Here is a 16,435-nt window from a genome sequence, read left to right as displayed (position 1 = left end):
ACCCGCTACGACAAACTCGCCGTCGTCTACCGCGCCGCCGCCGTCCTCAACGCAGTCATCGCCTGGACCCGACATTTGTCAGACATGCTCTAGCTCCGGTGCGGGCGACAGATCGGGGTCCTTGAGGCCGTACTCCGCCAGCACGTCGACCAACCGCTCGTACTGTGGTAGCGCTGCCGCAGGATCGCCCCGCCCGAGTTCCAGGTCGCCCAGCGCGAACAGCGACCACACCGTACCCAGGTGGATCTCCTGCGCCGCGCAGATCCGCAGGCACTCCGCTGCGAGCTCCTGACACTCCGCCCTGCCCTGGTGGGACATCAGCCAGGCCAGCCCGGCCAGGTTCATCGCCAGCTCGGTCGTTTGACCGGTTTCGCGGGACAGCCGGATCCCCTCGTCGTACGACGCCTCCGCGTCGGCCCAGCGATCGGTCGTGGCATCGTCCCGTGCGAGCACGAACAGCAGACCGGGCAATGTGCCCAGGGCGACCTCTTCGCGTCGTTCGAGCATCGCCTGCTGCAGCAGCGCGCGGCCGGTCCCTGTTTCCCGCAGGAACAGCGCAGCCAGCACCATCCACACTTGCCGACGCCGGTCCCGGTCCAGCTCGTGGGTCGGTGCCAGTGCGATCGCCGCGCGGATCTGGTCCGTCCCACCAGCACCGGCGAGCACTTTGGCGACACCACTCGCCAACATGCCGATGATCCGCGGCCCGGTCCGGTCGATCGACGGCAGCAACCCGTCGATCCGGTACGCCACTTCAAGCCCGGCACTGGCATCACACAGCCGAAAGCACGCGCCCACCGCGTCGGCAAGCAGCCGAGTCGCCACGGCCGCGTCGCCGGCGTCGCCGACGGCCGGGGTGATGGCGTCGCCGCCGGCCGGGGTGGTGGCGACGCCGACGGCCGGGGTGGTGGCGTCGGTCGCGGCGGCGATCAGGATCTCGCGGGCGCGGCGAGGCGAACCGCACTTCACTTCGATGTCGCCGCGGATCTCCTGGGCGCGGATGCGGACCGGCGACGGCGGTTGCAGACGGAGCGCGTCGTCGAGCAACGACCCCGCTCGGTCCGGGAGACCGGCCGACCAGGCCGCTTCGCCGGCCGCGACCAGCCGGACCGCGCGATCCTCGGCGCGTTCGCTGAGCCTCGCCGCACGTTCAAAGGCCGTTGCAGCGACCGCGTGCGCACCTCGGGAAGCCGCGTGCTCCGCAGCCAGGACCAGCCCGGCTGCCACCTCGTCGTCAGCACCGAGAACTGCCTCGGACAGGTGCCACGCGCGACGGTCCCTGTCCGGTGTCGCGCCGGCGACCGCGCGGTGCGCCGTACGGCGCTCTGTGGGGTCAGCGCTGGTGTAGATGGCAGACCGGACCAGTGGATGCCGCCAGTGCACCTCCCCCTCGCGGATCGCCACCAAACCGACCGCCTCGGCCTCCTCCAACGCCGTCACGTCCACACCGAGCTCGGAGCACGCACGCGACACCGCCGCGAGTTCACAGTCGTCCATGGACGCGACCAACAACGCCGTCCGCGCATCCGCGCTCAGCCGATCCGCCCTGCTGGCAAAGGCTTCCGCGAGCATCGCCGGCACCGGAAACGGCACGCCCGGCGGCAGCCGCTGCAGGCGATCCGGATCGTCAGCCAGCTCCAGCAACGCCAGCGGGTTACCTGCCACGGTCTGGTACAGCTGCTCGGCCAGATCACTCGGCAGGTGCTGCACAACCTGCCGAGCGGCGTCCAGCTCCAGCCCCTCCACCAGCAGCCGCGGAAGGTCGGCTTCGAACGGATGCGGTTCACCAAGCCGCGCAGCGATCAGCATGACGATCGGGTCGGCCACGAGGCGCCGTGCTGCGAACAGCAGTGCCTCTGCGGACGGGCGGTCCAGCAGATGCGCGTCGTCGATCAGTACGGCCAGCGGCGCGTTCTCGGCGTACCGGCAGAGCAGGCTGAGGGTTGCTGCACCGACGGCGAAGCGGTCCGCGGGTCCAGTGCTACCGGGTTCGAGCGCGAGGGCCGAGGCGAGGGCCGAGCGCTGTGGTGCGGGGATGCTGTCGAGGTGGGTCAGCGCAGGGCGCAGCAGCTGCAGGAGGGCTGCGAAGGGCAGTTCGCGTTCGGCCTCGGTCCCACGGGCGCGCAAGAGCCGCAGGCCGGCGGCCAGCGCGGCAGCCTCGTCCAGCAACGTGGTCTTGCCGATGCCGGGTTCGCCGGTGACGAGCAGTACGCCTGCGGTCCCCAGCCGTGCCCCCGCGATCAGCTGCTCGATCACCCGGCGCTCCGAGTCCCGCCCGATGAGCATGTCTCGCAGTGTGCACCAGGATCCCCACCTGATGCGATGGCGTGGCGCCGGTGCCTACGTTCGCCGTACTCAAACCACTCCGAGGGGGAGAACGAGCACATGACTGTGGCAATCGACGTCGACAAGCTGATGGGGCTGGTCTACAAGGCTGTCGACGAAGTGGGGGCGACATTGAACGCGGCGCTGGTCGTGATGGGCGACCGGCTCGGCTACTACCAGGCTCTGGCCGACCACGGCGCGAGTACGCCGTCCGAGCTCGCCGAACGTACCAGCACCGACGAGCACTACACCCGCGAGTGGCTCAACGCCCAGGCCGCGGGCGGGTACGTCGAGTACGACGCGAGCACCGGCCGGTACACGCTTCCGCCGGAGCAGACCGTCGCGCTGACCGACCCGAGCAGCCCGGCGTACCTGCCCGGGTTCTTCCAGATCGCTCTGGGAACAGTGCAGCACACGACCGAGACGATCGAGGCCGCGCGCAACGGTGCCGGCGTGGGGTGGCACGAGCACACGTCCGACGTGCACATCGGGTGCGAGCGGTTCTTCCGGCCGTCGTACAACGCGAACCTGCTGAGCAGTTGGCTGCCCGCGCTGGAGGGCGTGGTCGACAAGCTGCAACGCGGCGCCAAGGTGGCCGACATCGGGTGCGGGCACGGAGCCTCCACGATCCTGATGGCCGAGGCGTTCCCGCAGTCCACGTTCGTCGGCTCGGACTACCACGCGGCGTCGATCGAGACCGCGCGGCAGCGGGCGGCCGACGCGGGCGTGGGCGGCAGTACGTCGTTCGAGGTCGCGGCATCGGATCGGTTCAGCGGGTCCGGGTACGACCTGGTGACGACATTCGACGCGCTGCACGACATGGGCGACCCGGTCGGCGCTGCCCGGCACGTCCGCGAGGCGCTCGCACCGGACGGCACCTGGATGCTGGTCGAGCCGATGGCAGGCGACCACGTCGAGGACAACCTCAATCCGGTCGGCCGGGCGTACTACGGCTTCTCGACGTTGCTGTGCACGCCTGCCTCGCTGTCCCAGCCGGTCGGGCTCGCGCTCGGCACGCAGGCCGGCCCGGCCCGGATTCAGGACGTCACGAAGGCCGCGGGGTTCACCCGGTTCCGGACCGTCGCGCAGACGCCGTTCAACCTGGTCTTCGAGGTGCGCCCTTGACAGAACAGTTCACCATTTGGTGAAGTATCTGGGTGTTGAGTACGACGTTCGGAGCGCTCGCGGACCCGACTCGGCTGGCCGTCGTCGACCGGCTGAGTCGGGGCGACGCCACGATGGGCGAGCTGGCCGCGCCGCACCGGATCACCGCCCCGGCGATGACCAAGCACGTCGGCGTGCTGGTCGACGCCGGGCTGGTGCGCCGGCGGCGGGTCGGCCGCACGGTGGTGTGCTCGCTCCGGCCCGAGGCGTTCACCGAGGTGGAGCAGTGGCTCGGCGACCTCACGACGTACTGGAACCGCACCGTCGACCGGCTGGAAGAACTCCTGCGAGAGGACCGCGATGAGCGCTGACGTTCGGATCGAGAGGGTGCTTCCGGCAACGGTCGGAGCCGTGTACGACGCCTGGACGCGGCCCGAGTTGCTGGCGCAGTGGTACTGCCCGAATCCGCAACTGGAGCTGAAGGTCGACGCCGACGTGCGGGTGGACGGCGAGTTCGTCGTCCACATGGGACCGCACGTGGTGCGTGGCACCTACCTCGAGCTTGAGCCGCCGTACCGACTGGTCTTCAGCTGGGCCTGGGACGGTGCGGCCGACGATCCTTCGCGCGTGGAGGTCCGGTTGAGCGAGACTCCGGAGGGGACGCGGCTGCTGCTCACGCACACCGGGTTCGCGACCGCGGACGACGCCGCCAACCACCGCGACGGCTGGGAACCCGAGCTCGACCGCCTGATCTCGCTGCTCGGCGCCGCCCAGGTCTAGCCGCCGACGTCTGCGCCGGGACAAAACTCGAGCCCCGGGCGGCAACCCGGGGCTCATGCGGATGGATGGACAGTTTGGCGCTACTCAGCTGCCGGACTTGCGCCGGAACTGGCGCTTCTGCTTGTCGTTGTGCGCGTCGCCGACGCCCTGGCCCCGGACCCCGCTGCCGGGGTGCGAGTGGTTGCCGGAGTTCTTCTTTTCGAGCGCTTCCCGAAACTTCTTGTGCAGATCGTCCGCCGGCTCGCTGGACTTGTCGCTCATACCGTCTCCTTCACAGGCCGTGGGCGTACGGACCCACGCTAACCGAGGGTGAGCACGAACGGCGACCGGAATACCTTCAGTGTCCGGCTAAATCGTCTGCGGGTCCGGTCCGGGCTGCTGGATACTGCTCGGCGTGATGCACGAAGGGCAGTTGGACGTGACGGCCGAGCTCGTGGCGCGGCTCGTCAAGGAGCAGTTCCCGCAGTGGGGCGACCTCGCGGTGCGCGCCGTACCGTCGCACGGGACGGTCAACGCGCTGTTCCGGATCGGCGACGAACTGGTCGCGCGGTTCCCGATCCAGCCTGACGATGCGGCGGTGGTACGGCGAACGCTGGAGGACGAGGCGGATGCGGCGCGGCGGTTGCGCGCGCTGTCGCCGTACCCGACGCCGGAGCCGGTCGCGATCGGCGAGCCGGGCGGCGGGTACCCACTGCCGTGGGCGGTGCAGACCTGGATCGACGGGACGATCGCGTACGACGCCGACGTCGCCGGGTCGACCGAGTTCGCCGAGGACCTCGCCCGGTTCGTGCTGGCGCTGCGAGCCGCACCTACTGATGGACGCACGTTTCAGGGCTCGTGGCGTGGCGGGGTGCTGACGTCGCAGGACGAGTACGTCGCGGACGGGCTGGAGCGAAGCCGCGGCATGATCGACGTCGACGCGCTCGCCCGCTTGTGGGCCGACGTCCGTACGACGCCACGCACCGAACCGGACGTCTGGACGCACCGCGACCTGATGCCGGGCAACCTGCTTGTGCAGAACGGCCGCCTGGCCGGGGTCATCGACGTCGGCACGTTCACCGTCTCGGATCCGGCGATGGACCTGCAGCCTGCGTGGAACCTCCTCGACCCCGCGGCCCGCAAGGCGTTCCGCGCGGCGGTCGGGAGTGACGACGCCGAGTGGCGCCGCGGGATGGCCTGGTCGTTCGCCCAGGCGATCGGTTGTCTCTGGTACTACGTCGAGACGAACCCGGTCATGTCCCGCACCGCCCACCACACCCTGACCGCGCTGCTCAGAGCTTCCTAGCCACGAACACGAACTCCTTGCTCGGCCGGTCCAGTGCGTCGCGTACGTCGTCAACGGCGTACCCCGCCGCGCTCAGCGACCGCGCGACCTCGTCGCGCTCGGTGGGTCTACCCATCGTGTTGTGGGTTCCTGACCCGTGTGAAGGGTGCGGAACCCACAACACCGTGGGTAAACCCACCGTGCCGCGGAAACCCGGAACCCCTTACGACCACACCGCACCATCACCCGACGCCACGCCACTCCACACCACGCCACGCCACGCCGCGCCGCGCCACCACGCCCCGCCACCACGCCACGGCACCGCGGCGCACCGTCACCGCGGCGCACCGTCACCGCGGCGCACCGTCACCGCGGCCGAACACCGCCGACCGGATCACCGTTGACCAGATCACCGCCGGCCTTCGCGAACCTCGACCGGGACCTCCGGGATGCCGGCGATCAGGAACAGCGATCCGCAGTCCCCGCGGCACGGCATACGAGTGGATAACCCCGCGGATTGGGGGTTCTTCGTCGGTATACCAGCAGAGAACTGCCAACTCCCGGGGTTATCCGTTCGTACGAGATCGGCCGAGCCGGTCGTCGTACGGGCTGAAGTCGGGGGCTTGAACCGGTTGTGGTGGGTGTGGAGTGGTTATTGCTTGTTCAAGGCCCCGGGATGGGGTGCACGATCCCGGGATGGAGTGCGAGGTCCCGGGATGGGGTGCGAGGTCCCGGACGGGTGTGCACCGTCCCGGACGGGTATTCGCGGTCCCATGGTCCGGGAGGCCGCCGCCCGGGTGACGGACGTGCACCGGGCGACTACTTCTGAGGGAGTGTGAGGATCTCGGGGCCGTCGGGGGTGATGGCGATGGTGTGTTCGGTGTGGGCGGTGCGGCAGCCGGTGACGCTGCGCAGGGTCCAGCCGTCTTCGTCTGTGACGAGCTCGGCGGTGTCCTGCATGACCCACGGCTCCAGCGCGAGCAGCAGCCCCGGGCGGAGCTTGTAGCCGCGACCGGGGCGGCCGGTGTTCGACACGTGCGGGTCCTGGTGCATCGTCGAGCCGATGCCGTGACCGCCGAACTCGGTGTTGATCGGGTACCCGGCCGCGCTCAGCACGGTCCCGATCGCGCGCGAGATGTCGCCGACCCGGGCGTCCGGTACGGCGGCCGCGATTCCCGCCTCGAGCGCTCGCTCGGTCGCCTCGATCATCGCGAGATCCTCCGGCGCCTTGGTCTCCCCCACGACGAAGCTGATCGCCGCGTCGGCCGCGACCCCACCGAGCAGTACAGCGAGATCGAGCGTCAGCAGGTCACCGTCGGCAAGCCGGTAATCGTACGGCTTCCCGTGCAGTACGGCGTCGTTGACCGCCGTACAGATGTAGTGACCGAACGGGCCGCGCCCGAACGACGCCTCGTAGTCGACGTAACAGGACTGCGCCCCGGCGTCGGCGATCATCGCCTTCGTCCACTGGTCGATGTCCAGCAGGTTGGTGCCGACGGTGGCACGCTCCTTCAGCGACTGCAGGATGCCGCCCACCAGCGCGCCGGTCTCCTTCGCCTGCGCCAACTGCCGGGCGTCCAAGATCTCGATCATGCAATAACTATACCGGCCAAACTATCCCGGTACTATCATTGGGTCATGGTCAGGCTGCCGCTCACCCCCGCGGACGTCGAGCGCGGCGAGCGTCTCGGCACCCTGCTCCGCCGCGCCCGAGGCGACCGCTCGATGCTCCAGACCGCCCTCGACGCCGGCGTCTCCCCCGAAACCCTCCGCAAAATCGAATCCGGCCGGGTAGCCACCCCCGCCTTCCCCACCATCGCCGCGATCGCCGACGTCCTCGGACTCTCTCTTGACACCCTCTGGTCCGAAATCAACCAACCCGACCACAACCGCCTCGTCTCCTGACCACGGAACTCACCCGAGCTGCCGCAGCAGGCTCTCGCAGTGCTCACGCAATACCGGCAGCGTCTCTGCTCCAACTCGGCGCCGCGGTGGGCGGGCCGTGTTGGTCGTGGAGGGAGCGTGGCGGGCGTCAACGTCGTGCGGTGGGGGCCTCGGTTGTACGGCGGGCAAGTAGGCGGAGGGCGTCGGCGGATGATGCGTCGTTGGGGATGTAGACCTCGAGGCGATGGTCCGGGCTGTCGGGCTGGAGCCAGACCTGGTAGGCGACGCTCGCGGCGCCGATCGTGGGGTGCTGCAGATGCATGTCACCCGTGGTGCAGTCCGCGACCTCACCCGTCGCCCACAGTTGCGCGAACTCGTCGCTGCGCATCGACAGCTCGCCGATCAGGTTCGCCAACCGCGCGTCCGTCGGGAACCGTCCGGCCGTCAGCCTCAGGTACGCCACGTGGATCCGCGCGAGCTCGTCCCAGTTGCGGTGCAGGTCCCGCGTGAGCGGATCGAGGAAGAACATCCGCGGGATGGAGGGACGCCGTACCGGATCGTGAGGTGCGTCGAAGTCCAGATGTTCGGCGAACAGCGCGTGCCCGGCACGGTTCCACGCGAGTACGTCGCCGCGCCGACCGAGCAGGATCGCGGGGGTGGCGTCGGCCAATGAGTCGAGCAGTGCCAGCACCCGGGCGTGCGGGTGTTCGGCGGGCGGATCCGCGAGGCTGGGCCGCTTCACCTGCCGCGCGAGGTTGTGCAGGTGCGCGGTCTCGACCTCGTCCAGTCCGAGTACGCGCGCCAGGGCATCGAGGACCTGCGCGGACGCCGTACCCGCCTGATCCTGCTCCAGCCGCGTGTAATAGCCCGCGCTCACGCCGGCGAGGTGAGCCAGTTCTTCCCGGCGGAGACCCGGGACGCGGCGACTGCTGCCGTACGTCCGCAGCCCGATCGCGTCCGGCGTGACCTGATCGCGGCGGTTCTTCAAGAACGCTCCGAGACTCTCCACAGTATCGAGCGTAGACGCGCACCACCAGGTCGAGCCTGCACCTGCGGGGTGTACCCACAGCAGATGGCTGGCCGCGCGCGACCGCACCCCGCAGCGTTGCGGACATGGTTCAACCCACCCACCAACACGTCCGGCGTCCGGGCCTGGCTCGGTCTGCTCGTTGTCCTCGGTCCCGTTCTGCTGGTCTCGATGGACGGATCGATTCTGTTCCTCGCGATGCCCAGCATCAGCCAGGCGCTCAACCCCAGTGCGGACCAGGCCCTGTGGATCCTGGACAGCTACGGCTTCGCCGTCGGATCGCTACTGGTTGCGTTCGGCAACGTTGGCGACCGCTACGGGCGACTGAAGCTCCTGATCATCGGTGCGACCTGCTTCGGCCTGGGATCGGCCGCCGCCGCGTTCGCCCCCACACCGGAACTGCTCATCGCCGCCCGCGCGATGATGGGCGTCGCCGGCGCGACCTTGTTGCCCTCGGCACTGGCCGTCCTGAGTGAACTGTTCGCCGACCCGAAGCGCCGCGCCCAGGCGATCGGCATCTTCGCCGCAGCGTTCGCGGCCGGCTTCGCGATCGGCCCGATCATCGGCGGCGTGCTCCTGGGGCGCTTCTGGTGGGGTGCGGTGTTCCTGATCAACATCCCTGTCGTCGTGCTCTTCCTCGGCTTCGCCCCGGTGCTGCTGCGCGAGGTGCGCGCGACACGTGCCGGTCGTATCGACGCCATCAGCCTGGTGACGTCAGCCGCCGGTCTGCTGCTGACGATCTACGGCATCAAACACACAGCCGCCGACGGCCTGGCCATGTCCAGTACGGCGTCAGCGCTCGTAGGCATCGCCGCGCTCGCGTGGTTCAGCGTACGGCAACGTCGACTGGAGCACCCGCTGATCGACTTCAGACTGTTCCGCGACCGGATCTTCACGATCGCCATCATCACCGGCTTGTTGCCACTCGCCGCCTGGTCCGCGACGGCGTACCTGGCCGGAATCTACCTGCAATCCGTTCTCGACATCCCCGTCCTGCACGCCGCACTACTCGCACTGCCAGGAGCCGCCGTACTCACCACGACGTGCATCGTCACGCCGCTGGTCGTCGACCGTGTCGGCAAACGCACCGCGCTTCTGGTCTGCCACTTCACCATCGCCGGCGGTCTGCTGCTGTTGCTCTTCACCACGATCACAGGCGGCGTCGGCTGGTACGTCGCCTCCACCGCGATCGCCGGCATCGGCTACGGCATCTCCTTCGCCGTCGTCGCCGACACCGCGGTAGGCGCCGTACCGACCGACCGCGCCGGGGCCGCCGGGGCGATCGCCGAAACCAGCAACGAACTCGGCAACGCCCTGGGCATCGCGCTCCTCGGCTCCCTGGCCGCGCTCGTCTTCCGGCTCCAGGGCCCCGACCTGGCCCCCACCCTTGACGAAACTCTCCAGCACCCCGGCCTCATGCCAGCAGCCGCCACCGCCGCCACGTCAGCCTTCCTGACCGGCCTCCACGCAGCCACCACCACAGCCGCAGCCCTTCACATCACCCTCGGCCTGGCAGCCACGCGCGCGTTGCGACAGACCTGGACGCGGTAGACGTTCCCCAAGCCAAGGTGACCTTCCACAAGCAATACCTTGTGCAAGCTCATCCCCGCCTGTGCAAGGTCATCCCTCGGCGTGGGCGTTCTCTCAGACGTTGAAGCGGAACTCCACCACGTCGCCGTCTTGCATGATGTAGTCCTTGCCTTCCATGCGGACCTTGCCGGCGGCGCGGGCGGCGGCCATGGAGCCGGCTTCGATCAGATCGTCGAAGGAGACGATCTCGGCCTTGATGAAGCCGCGCTGGAAGTCGGTGTGGATGACGCCGGCCGCCTCGGGGGCGGTGGCGCCGCGCTTGATCGTCCAGGCGCGGGCCTCCTTCGGGCCCGCGGTCAGGTACGTCTGCAGGCCGAGGGTGTCGAAGCCGACCCGGGCGAGGACGTCCAGACCGGGCTCGTCGATGCCCATCTCGGTGAGCATCTCGCGGGCCTCGTCCTCGTCGCCGAGCTCGACCAGCTCGGCCTCGAACTTCGCGTCGAGGAAGATCGCCTCGGCCGGCGCCACCAGGTCGCGCATCTTCTGCTTGAGGTCCTCATCGGCGAGCTCGTCGGCGTCGCAGTTGAAGACGTACAGGTACGGCTTGGCGGTCATCAGCATCAGCTCGCGGATCAAGTCGCGGTCCACGTCGGTGGCGATGATCGGCGTCCCGGCCTCGAGGTGCTTCTGCGCCTCGCGGACGGCGTCCAGGACGGCGCCGCTCTCCTTCTTCAGGCGGGCTTCCTTCTCCAGCCGCGGGATCGCCTTCTCGACGGTCTGCAGATCGGCGAGGATCAGCTCGGTCTGGATGGTCGAGATGTCGTCGGCCGGCGACACCTTGCCGTCGACGTGGGTGACGTCGTCGTCGCGGAACACCCGGGTGACCTGGCAGATCGCGTCGGACTCGCGGATGTGGCTGAGGAACTTGTTGCCCAGCCCCTCACCCTCCGAGGCGCCGCGGACGATGCCGGCGATGTCGACGAACTGCACGGTGGCCGGAATCAGCTTCTGCGACCCGAACAGTTCGGCGAGCTTGCCCAGTCGCGGGTCCGGGACTCCGACCACTCCGACGTTCGGCTCGATGGTCGCGAACGGGTAGTTCGCGGCGAGTACGTCGTTCTTGGTCAGCGCGTTGAACAGGGTGGACTTGCCCGCGTTCGGGAGCCCGACGATTCCGATGGTGAGTGCCACGGGGGTCAAGCCTACGGTGGCGACCCCTCAGGACCCCAATCGATCAGACCAGGAAGGCCTCGAGCTCGGTGCCGTACCAGCGCGTGGTGCGGCCGAGGGACCGCATGCCGAGGCGCCGGCAGACGGCGAGCGAGGCGACGTTGTCCGGGCGGACGACCGCGTGGATCTGCCCGATCCCGGCCCGGAACCCGTGCGCGATCGCGCCCCGCGCCGACTCGGTCGCCAAACCGCGGCCCCACGCGTCCGGGTGGAAATGCCAGCCGACCTCGACCTCGCCGCGCCCCGGCGTACCGTCCGACGGCTCGGGCAGCGGCACCAGCAGCACGGTCCCCGCGACCGTCCCGGTGGCGCGTTCCTCCACCGCCCAGACGCCGTACGGCGCCGTGCGGCCGCGCTCGTTCCAGCGCTGCATCGCCTTCGACGCCGCCCCGCGATCGGCCATCACCCGCGGCTCGGCGCCCAGCCAGCGCGACACCTCCCAGCGCCGGTAGATGTCGAACACCCGGTCGCCGTCGTCCTCCGACCAGTGCCGCACGACCAGCCGCTCGGTCTCGAACACCACCATCTCCCCGCCACCTCCCACAGTGTTCCTTTTTCTCCCAACCAGGCGGCCGCAAGCAACGTCTCCAGTCTGTGACCACTTGGACCGACCGGATCGGGCTGCCCTCACGCTTCGTGTTCGGATGCCTGCAGTTCCTCCGTTTCGGATGGCTGGAGGTGGTGTCGTGCCTGTTCCCCGGGCTCCTGTTCGCGGGCCTGGCGGTCGCCAAGTACGTCGACCTCCCGATCGCGCGGTACGACGCGTTGCTGATCTACTGCCTCGCACTGACCGGGCTGTTCTGGCTGGTCGGCCTGGAGACGTGGCGCGAGGTGGCGGTGATCTTCGGATTCCACCTGATCGGACTGGGTCTGGAACTGTTCAAGGTGCGCGTCGGCTCGTGGGAGTACCCGGGTGACGCCGTGACCAAGATCGCCGGCGTACCGCTGTTCGCGGGGTTCATGTACGCCGCGGTCGGCAGCTACCTCTGCCAGGCGTGGCGGCGCTTCGATCTCCGGGTCAGCAACTATCGGCCGGCACTCACCACCGTCTGCGCGGTACTGATCTATGCCAACTTCTTCACCCATCACTGGATCCCCGATCTGCGGATCCCGATCGCGATCGCGCTGCTCGTCGTACTGCGCCGTACCTGGGTGTTCTTCACCGTCGGCGTCCGGCGGTACCGGATGCCGCTCGCGCTGTCGTTCGCGTTGATCGGGTTCTTCCTGTGGATCGCGGAGAACGCCGGCACGTTCCTCGACGCGTGGAACTATCCGGACCAGATCAGTGTCTGGCGGGTCGTGCATCCGGCGAAGTTCGGCGCGTGGTCGTTGCTGGTCAGCATGAGTTTCGTGCTGGTCGCGAGTGTGAAGTCGTTCGAGGGCCGGCTGTACCACCGTGGCGCGATCGCAACAGTCGAGACCGCACCGCAACATGACGATGCCAACCGGCGCGAGGCATGAGGCGTCTTCCCTGATGTGAGGGCGCCCGACGGGGGCGCGACTGGGGAACCGCCTGATCTGCAAGGGGAAAGTCATGTCCCGAAAGTTCGCCGCGTTCGTCGCGACCGCGATGGCCTTGGCCGTCGTCGCCGGATCGTTGCTCGTACTGGCGCTCGGGCACCAACGGCCACCGCGACCGGCCGCCGCCACCACCACGCAGACCACGACGCCGCCGTCGCCGACACCCACCGAGACGCCGACCGCACCGATCTCGAGCGCGCCGCCGTCGACCCCGCGCAAGCCCGCCGTGGACCCGACCGCGGCGCTTGCCACCGGCAACAAGAAGGTGCTGTTCTTCAGCTTCGACGACGGCCCGGATCCGGTCTGGACACCTAAGATCCTCCAAGTCCTGGCCGAGCACGGCGCGCACGCAACCTTCTTCGAGCTCGGCGCGATGCAGGCGGCGCACCCAGGCCTCCGCGAGCAGGTCCTTGCCGCCGGCAACACGATCGGTAGTCACTCGATCAGCCACCCGCAGCTCACCGCGGTGTCCGCGGCGAAGCGGCACCACGAGATCTTCGACGGACCGCAGTCCACCTGCTTCCGGCCGCCGTACGGCGCCTCGAACCCGCAGGTCCGCGCGGACATCAAGGCCGCCGGCATGGTCGAGGTGCTCTGGGACGTCGACCCGCGCGACTGGGCCCGGCCGGGCACCGACGCGATCGTGCACAACATTCTGACGCACGCGCACAACCACAACATCATCTTGATGCACGACGGCGGCGGAAATCGCGCCCAGACCGTCGCCGCCCTGGACAAGGTCCTCCCGCTTCTGAAGGCCCAGGGCTACTCGTTCCCAGCCATGAACTGCTGACCCGCCGAGCCGGGCTGCCGGAAACTGTCGGTGGGCTTCGGCACTATCAGTGACATGACCGGTACGACGGTGTTGTTGATCCTGCTGTTTCTCGTGGTGGGCCTGTTGCTGGGCGCCGCATTCGGTGTGTTGTGGGTGCGCGGGCGGGACGGAGCCGACCTCGCGCGGATCACGGCTGAGCGGGACGCCGCCGAGGATCGCGTGGTCGAGCTCACGCAGGAGCGGACGAGCGTCGGTCAGCAGGTCGGCGGGCAGGCCGTCGTCAAGGAGGCGCTGGATCGGCTGCACGCCCAGCTGAATCAGCTCGAGCAAGGCCGAGCCGCGTGGCAGAGCCAGCTGCATCAGCAGGTGAACGAGGTGCGCATGAGCGGCGAGGCGCTGCGTCGCGAGACGGCCTCACTGGCGACGGCGCTGCGTAAACCGCAGGTGCGCGGCCGGTGGGGTGAGCTGCATCTGCGCCGGACGGTCGAGCTGGCCGGGATGGTCGCGCACTGCGACTTCACCGAGCAGACGACCACCGTCAACGAGGACGGCGTACTGCGTCCGGACCTGGTCGTGCGGCTTGCCGAGGGCAAGAACATCGTCGTCGACTCGAAGGTCCCGCTGGCCGCGTTCCTGGATGCGAGCGAGTCCGACGACGCAGCCTTCCGCGAGGACCGGTTGCGCGCCCACGCGCGACACCTGCGGACGCATGTGGACCAGCTCGCCTCGAAGGCGTACTGGACCCGCCTGTCACCGTCGCCCGAGTTCGTGATCCTGTTCGTGCCCGGTGAGTCGTTCCTGTCGGCGGCGCTCGACGTCGAGCCGAGCCTGCTCGAGTACGCCGCCGAGCGCCGGGTGATCCTGGCGACACCGACCACGTTGATCGCGACGCTGCGCGCGGCGGCGTACGCCTGGAACCAGTCGGCGCTGACCGAGTCCGCGCAGCAGGTCTTCGAGCTCGGCCGGGAGCTGTACGAGCGGCTCAGCACGATGGGCGACCACCTCGCGCGCGTCGGCCGGTCGCTGACGTCGGCGGTCGAGGCGTACAACGGGACCGTCGGCTCGTTCGAGCGCCGCGTGTTCATCACGGCCCGCAAGCTCCGCGACCTGCACGTCACCGAGTCCGAACTCACCGCGATGGAGTCGATCGAAGCATCCGTCCGCCCGCTGACCGCGCCCGAGTTCGTCGCTCTGGACGAGTCGCCCTCCACCCGGCGATGGCCACCGCCCCAAGCCGGCTGACAGATCCGGCCGCGAGTCGTCGGCGGGCTGACTGATGAAGGGGCCTGCGTCCTGAGGCCGGCCTGTGTCGGAAAGCCGACAGTAGTGAACTGTTGACAGTGGGTGTCCTTCTCACGGAACGATGAGAGCGCTCTCTCAGCCGACGTGAGGAGACAGAGATGCGGTTCAGAACCAGAGTGCTCGGGGTCGTCACAGCTGCACTGGCCGTGGCCGGCGTACTGACGGCGACCCCCGACCGGTCGGCCGACGCGGCCGTACCGGCGACCATTCCGCTGACGATCACGAACAACTCGGGCCGCGGCGACCCGGTGTACATCTACAACCTGGGCACCAACCTGGCCACCGGCCAGCAGGGCTGGGCCGACACCTCGGGCACCTTCCACGCGTGGCCGGCCGGCGGCAACCCGCCGATCCCGGCGCCGGACGCCTCGATCCAGGGCCCGGCGAACGGGCAGTCGCTGACGATCCAGATGCCCAAGTTCTCCGGCCGCGTCTACTTTTCGTACGGCCAGAAGCTGGTGTTCAAGCTCACGACGGGTGGCCTGGTGCAACCCGCCGTACAGAACCCCAGCGACCCGAACCGGAACATCCTGTTCCACTGGTCGGAGTACACCCTCAACGACGCCGGCCTGTGGATCAACAGCACCCAGGTCGACATGGTCTCCGCGCCGTACGCCGTCAGCGTGACCGGCGCCGACGGGGTGACGAAGACGACCGGCCACCTCAAGCCCGGCGGCTACAACGCCGTCTACAACGGGCTCCGCAACGCGCCAGGCGGATGGGGCGGACTGATCCAGACGGCTCCCGACGGCTCCGTCCTGCGGGCGCTCGCCCCGCTGTTCGGCGTGGAAACCGGCGGCCTGCCGGCGAACGCGATGGACGACTACATCAACCGGGTGTGGTCGAAGTACAGCAACGAAACGCTGACGGTCACGCCGTTCGCCGACCAGCCGAACACGAAGTACTTCGGTCGCGTGTCCGGTGGCGTCATGAACTTCACCAACAGCTCGGGCGCGGTCGTCACGTCGTTCCAGAAGCCCGACTCGGCGAGCGTGTTCGGCTGCTTCAAGTTGCTCGACGCACCGAACGACCAGGTCCGCGGCCCGATCTCCCGGACCCTGTGCGCCGGATACAACCGCTCCACGCTGCTGACGAACTCCAACCAGCCGGATCCGAACAACGCGAACTTCTACCAGGACGCGGTCACCAACCACTACTCGAAGATCATCCACTCACAGATGGCCGACGGACGCGCGTACGGGTTCGCGTTCGACGACGTCGGCAACCACGAGGCACTCGTGCACGACGGCAACCCGCAGCGGGCCGGGCTGATCCTCGACCCGTTCAACTGAGGGTTGACTGGCTCTACCGATTCATGCCGCCGCCTCCCGCACACGATGGGTTCACCCACGGTGTTGTGGGTTCCCAACCCTTCACACGGGTCAGGAACCCACAACGCGGTGGGTGAACCCATCTTCGGTGGCTCAACGTTCAGGCCCGAGCTGTCCAGGAACAGGACGCCGCGCACCACCACGGCGTACGGCTGCGAACCCGCCCCGCCCCAGCGCCATCGCCATGCCGCCGCCCGGCGGAGACCCACCACTCCGACACACCCCGACGCCCCCGCACGATGGGTTCACCCACGGTGTTGTGTCCCGACCGACGTCCCGGACCACAATGTGAAGGCGATCTGGGACAGCTCACACACCTGGTCGCACGGCGAGACGCTCGCCGAGTCGTTCGCGCTGCTGCG

Annotated in this window: 16 protein-coding genes; 10 read left to right on the top strand and 6 right to left on the bottom strand. The window is 69.0% G+C overall.

The annotated features are described in order from the left end of the window. Positions 1–78: 78 nt before the first annotated feature. The gene (locus AB0B82_RS34240; protein WP_360178349.1) at positions 79–2,286 is read right to left on the bottom strand and encodes an AAA family ATPase; all 2,208 of its coding nucleotides are present in this window, start codon (positions 2,284–2,286) and stop codon (positions 79–81) included. Between the two features lie 99 nt (positions 2,287–2,385). On the opposite strand from AB0B82_RS34240, the gene AB0B82_RS34235 reads away from it, so the two are divergent. From AB0B82_RS34235 to AB0B82_RS34225, 3 genes are read left to right on the top strand one after another with little or no spacing between them, the layout of a single operon-like run. Next, a complete protein-coding gene (locus AB0B82_RS34235) occupies positions 2,386–3,450 on the top strand; it encodes a class I SAM-dependent methyltransferase (protein WP_360178346.1) in 1,065 nt (354 codons plus the stop codon). Positions 3,451–3,482: 32 nt separating this feature from the next. Next, on the top strand, positions 3,483–3,800 hold the full coding sequence (locus AB0B82_RS34230; protein WP_360178343.1) for a metalloregulator ArsR/SmtB family transcription factor: 318 nt from the start codon (positions 3,483–3,485) through the stop codon (positions 3,798–3,800). After that, positions 3,790–4,209: an SRPBCC domain-containing protein gene (locus tag AB0B82_RS34225; protein ID WP_360178340.1), complete on the top strand. Its 420-nt coding sequence runs from the start codon at positions 3,790–3,792 to the stop codon at positions 4,207–4,209. Before AB0B82_RS34230 ends, AB0B82_RS34225 begins: the two co-directional genes overlap by 11 nt. 84 nt (positions 4,210–4,293) lie before the next feature. On the opposite strand, the gene AB0B82_RS34220 is transcribed toward AB0B82_RS34225, so the two are convergent. Then, positions 4,294–4,470: a DUF5302 domain-containing protein gene (locus tag AB0B82_RS34220; RefSeq protein WP_360178337.1), complete on the bottom strand. Its 177-nt coding sequence runs from the start codon at positions 4,468–4,470 to the stop codon at positions 4,294–4,296. Positions 4,471–4,606: 136 nt separating this feature from the next. On the opposite strand from AB0B82_RS34220, the gene AB0B82_RS34215 reads away from it, so the two are divergent. After that, a complete protein-coding gene (locus tag AB0B82_RS34215) occupies positions 4,607–5,494 on the top strand; it encodes an aminoglycoside phosphotransferase family protein (RefSeq protein ID WP_360178352.1) in 888 nt (295 codons plus the stop codon). Between the two features lie 798 nt (positions 5,495–6,292). Here the strand turns inward: AB0B82_RS34215 and map are convergent. Continuing rightward, positions 6,293–7,066 (bottom strand): type I methionyl aminopeptidase, encoded by a 774-nt coding sequence (map, locus tag AB0B82_RS34210; RefSeq protein WP_360178334.1) that lies wholly within the window; start codon positions 7,064–7,066, stop codon positions 6,293–6,295. A gap of 45 nt (positions 7,067–7,111) precedes the next feature. Between map and AB0B82_RS34205 the strand changes: the two genes are divergently transcribed. Beyond that, a complete protein-coding gene (locus AB0B82_RS34205) occupies positions 7,112–7,378 on the top strand; it encodes a helix-turn-helix transcriptional regulator (RefSeq protein WP_360178331.1) in 267 nt (88 codons plus the stop codon). A 127-nt stretch (positions 7,379–7,505) separates the two neighbouring features. Here the strand turns inward: AB0B82_RS34205 and AB0B82_RS34200 are convergent, their stop codons facing one another. Continuing rightward, positions 7,506–8,366, bottom strand: coding sequence for a helix-turn-helix transcriptional regulator (locus AB0B82_RS34200; RefSeq protein WP_360178328.1), 861 nt, complete (start codon positions 8,364–8,366; stop codon positions 7,506–7,508). A gap of 63 nt (positions 8,367–8,429) precedes the next feature. Here AB0B82_RS34200 and AB0B82_RS34195 point away from each other — a divergent pair, with 63 nt between their 5' ends. Continuing rightward, entirely contained in the window at positions 8,430–9,935 is a 1,506-nt protein-coding gene (locus tag AB0B82_RS34195) for an MFS transporter (protein WP_360178325.1), read from the top strand. A 93-nt stretch (positions 9,936–10,028) separates the two neighbouring features. Here the strand turns inward: AB0B82_RS34195 and ychF are convergent, their stop codons facing one another. Both ychF and AB0B82_RS34185 read right to left on the bottom strand, forming a co-directional pair. Further along, positions 10,029–11,105, bottom strand: coding sequence for a redox-regulated ATPase YchF (gene ychF / locus AB0B82_RS34190; protein WP_360178322.1), 1,077 nt, complete (start codon positions 11,103–11,105; stop codon positions 10,029–10,031). Between the two features lie 43 nt (positions 11,106–11,148). Continuing rightward, positions 11,149–11,670: a GNAT family N-acetyltransferase gene (locus AB0B82_RS34185; protein WP_360178319.1), complete on the bottom strand. Its 522-nt coding sequence runs from the start codon at positions 11,668–11,670 to the stop codon at positions 11,149–11,151. A gap of 68 nt (positions 11,671–11,738) precedes the next feature. Between AB0B82_RS34185 and AB0B82_RS34180 the strand changes: the two genes are divergently transcribed. From AB0B82_RS34180 to AB0B82_RS34165, 4 genes are all read left to right on the top strand, one after another. Continuing rightward, on the top strand, positions 11,739–12,605 hold the full coding sequence (locus AB0B82_RS34180) for a DUF817 domain-containing protein (RefSeq protein WP_360178317.1): 867 nt from the start codon (positions 11,739–11,741) through the stop codon (positions 12,603–12,605). 73 nt (positions 12,606–12,678) lie between these two features. Beyond that, positions 12,679–13,458 carry a polysaccharide deacetylase family protein gene (locus AB0B82_RS34175; RefSeq protein ID WP_360178314.1) on the top strand — a complete coding sequence of 260 codons (780 nt, stop codon included), beginning with the start codon at positions 12,679–12,681 and terminating at the stop codon, positions 13,456–13,458. Between the two features lie 54 nt (positions 13,459–13,512). Then, positions 13,513–14,682, top strand: coding sequence for a DNA recombination protein RmuC (locus AB0B82_RS34170; RefSeq protein ID WP_360178311.1), 1,170 nt, complete (start codon positions 13,513–13,515; stop codon positions 14,680–14,682). Between the two features lie 158 nt (positions 14,683–14,840). Further along, on the top strand, positions 14,841–16,034 hold the full coding sequence (locus AB0B82_RS34165; protein WP_360178308.1) for a glycoside hydrolase family 64 protein: 1,194 nt from the start codon (positions 14,841–14,843) through the stop codon (positions 16,032–16,034). The last annotated feature ends 401 nt before the right edge of the window (positions 16,035–16,435 follow it).

The organism is Kribbella sp. NPDC048915 (genome assembly GCF_040649595.1).
Lineage (GTDB): Bacteria > Actinomycetota > Actinomycetes > Propionibacteriales > Kribbellaceae > Kribbella.
Note: the sequence above shows the minus strand (reverse complement) of the source record. Positions and strands in the feature narration are given on the sequence as shown.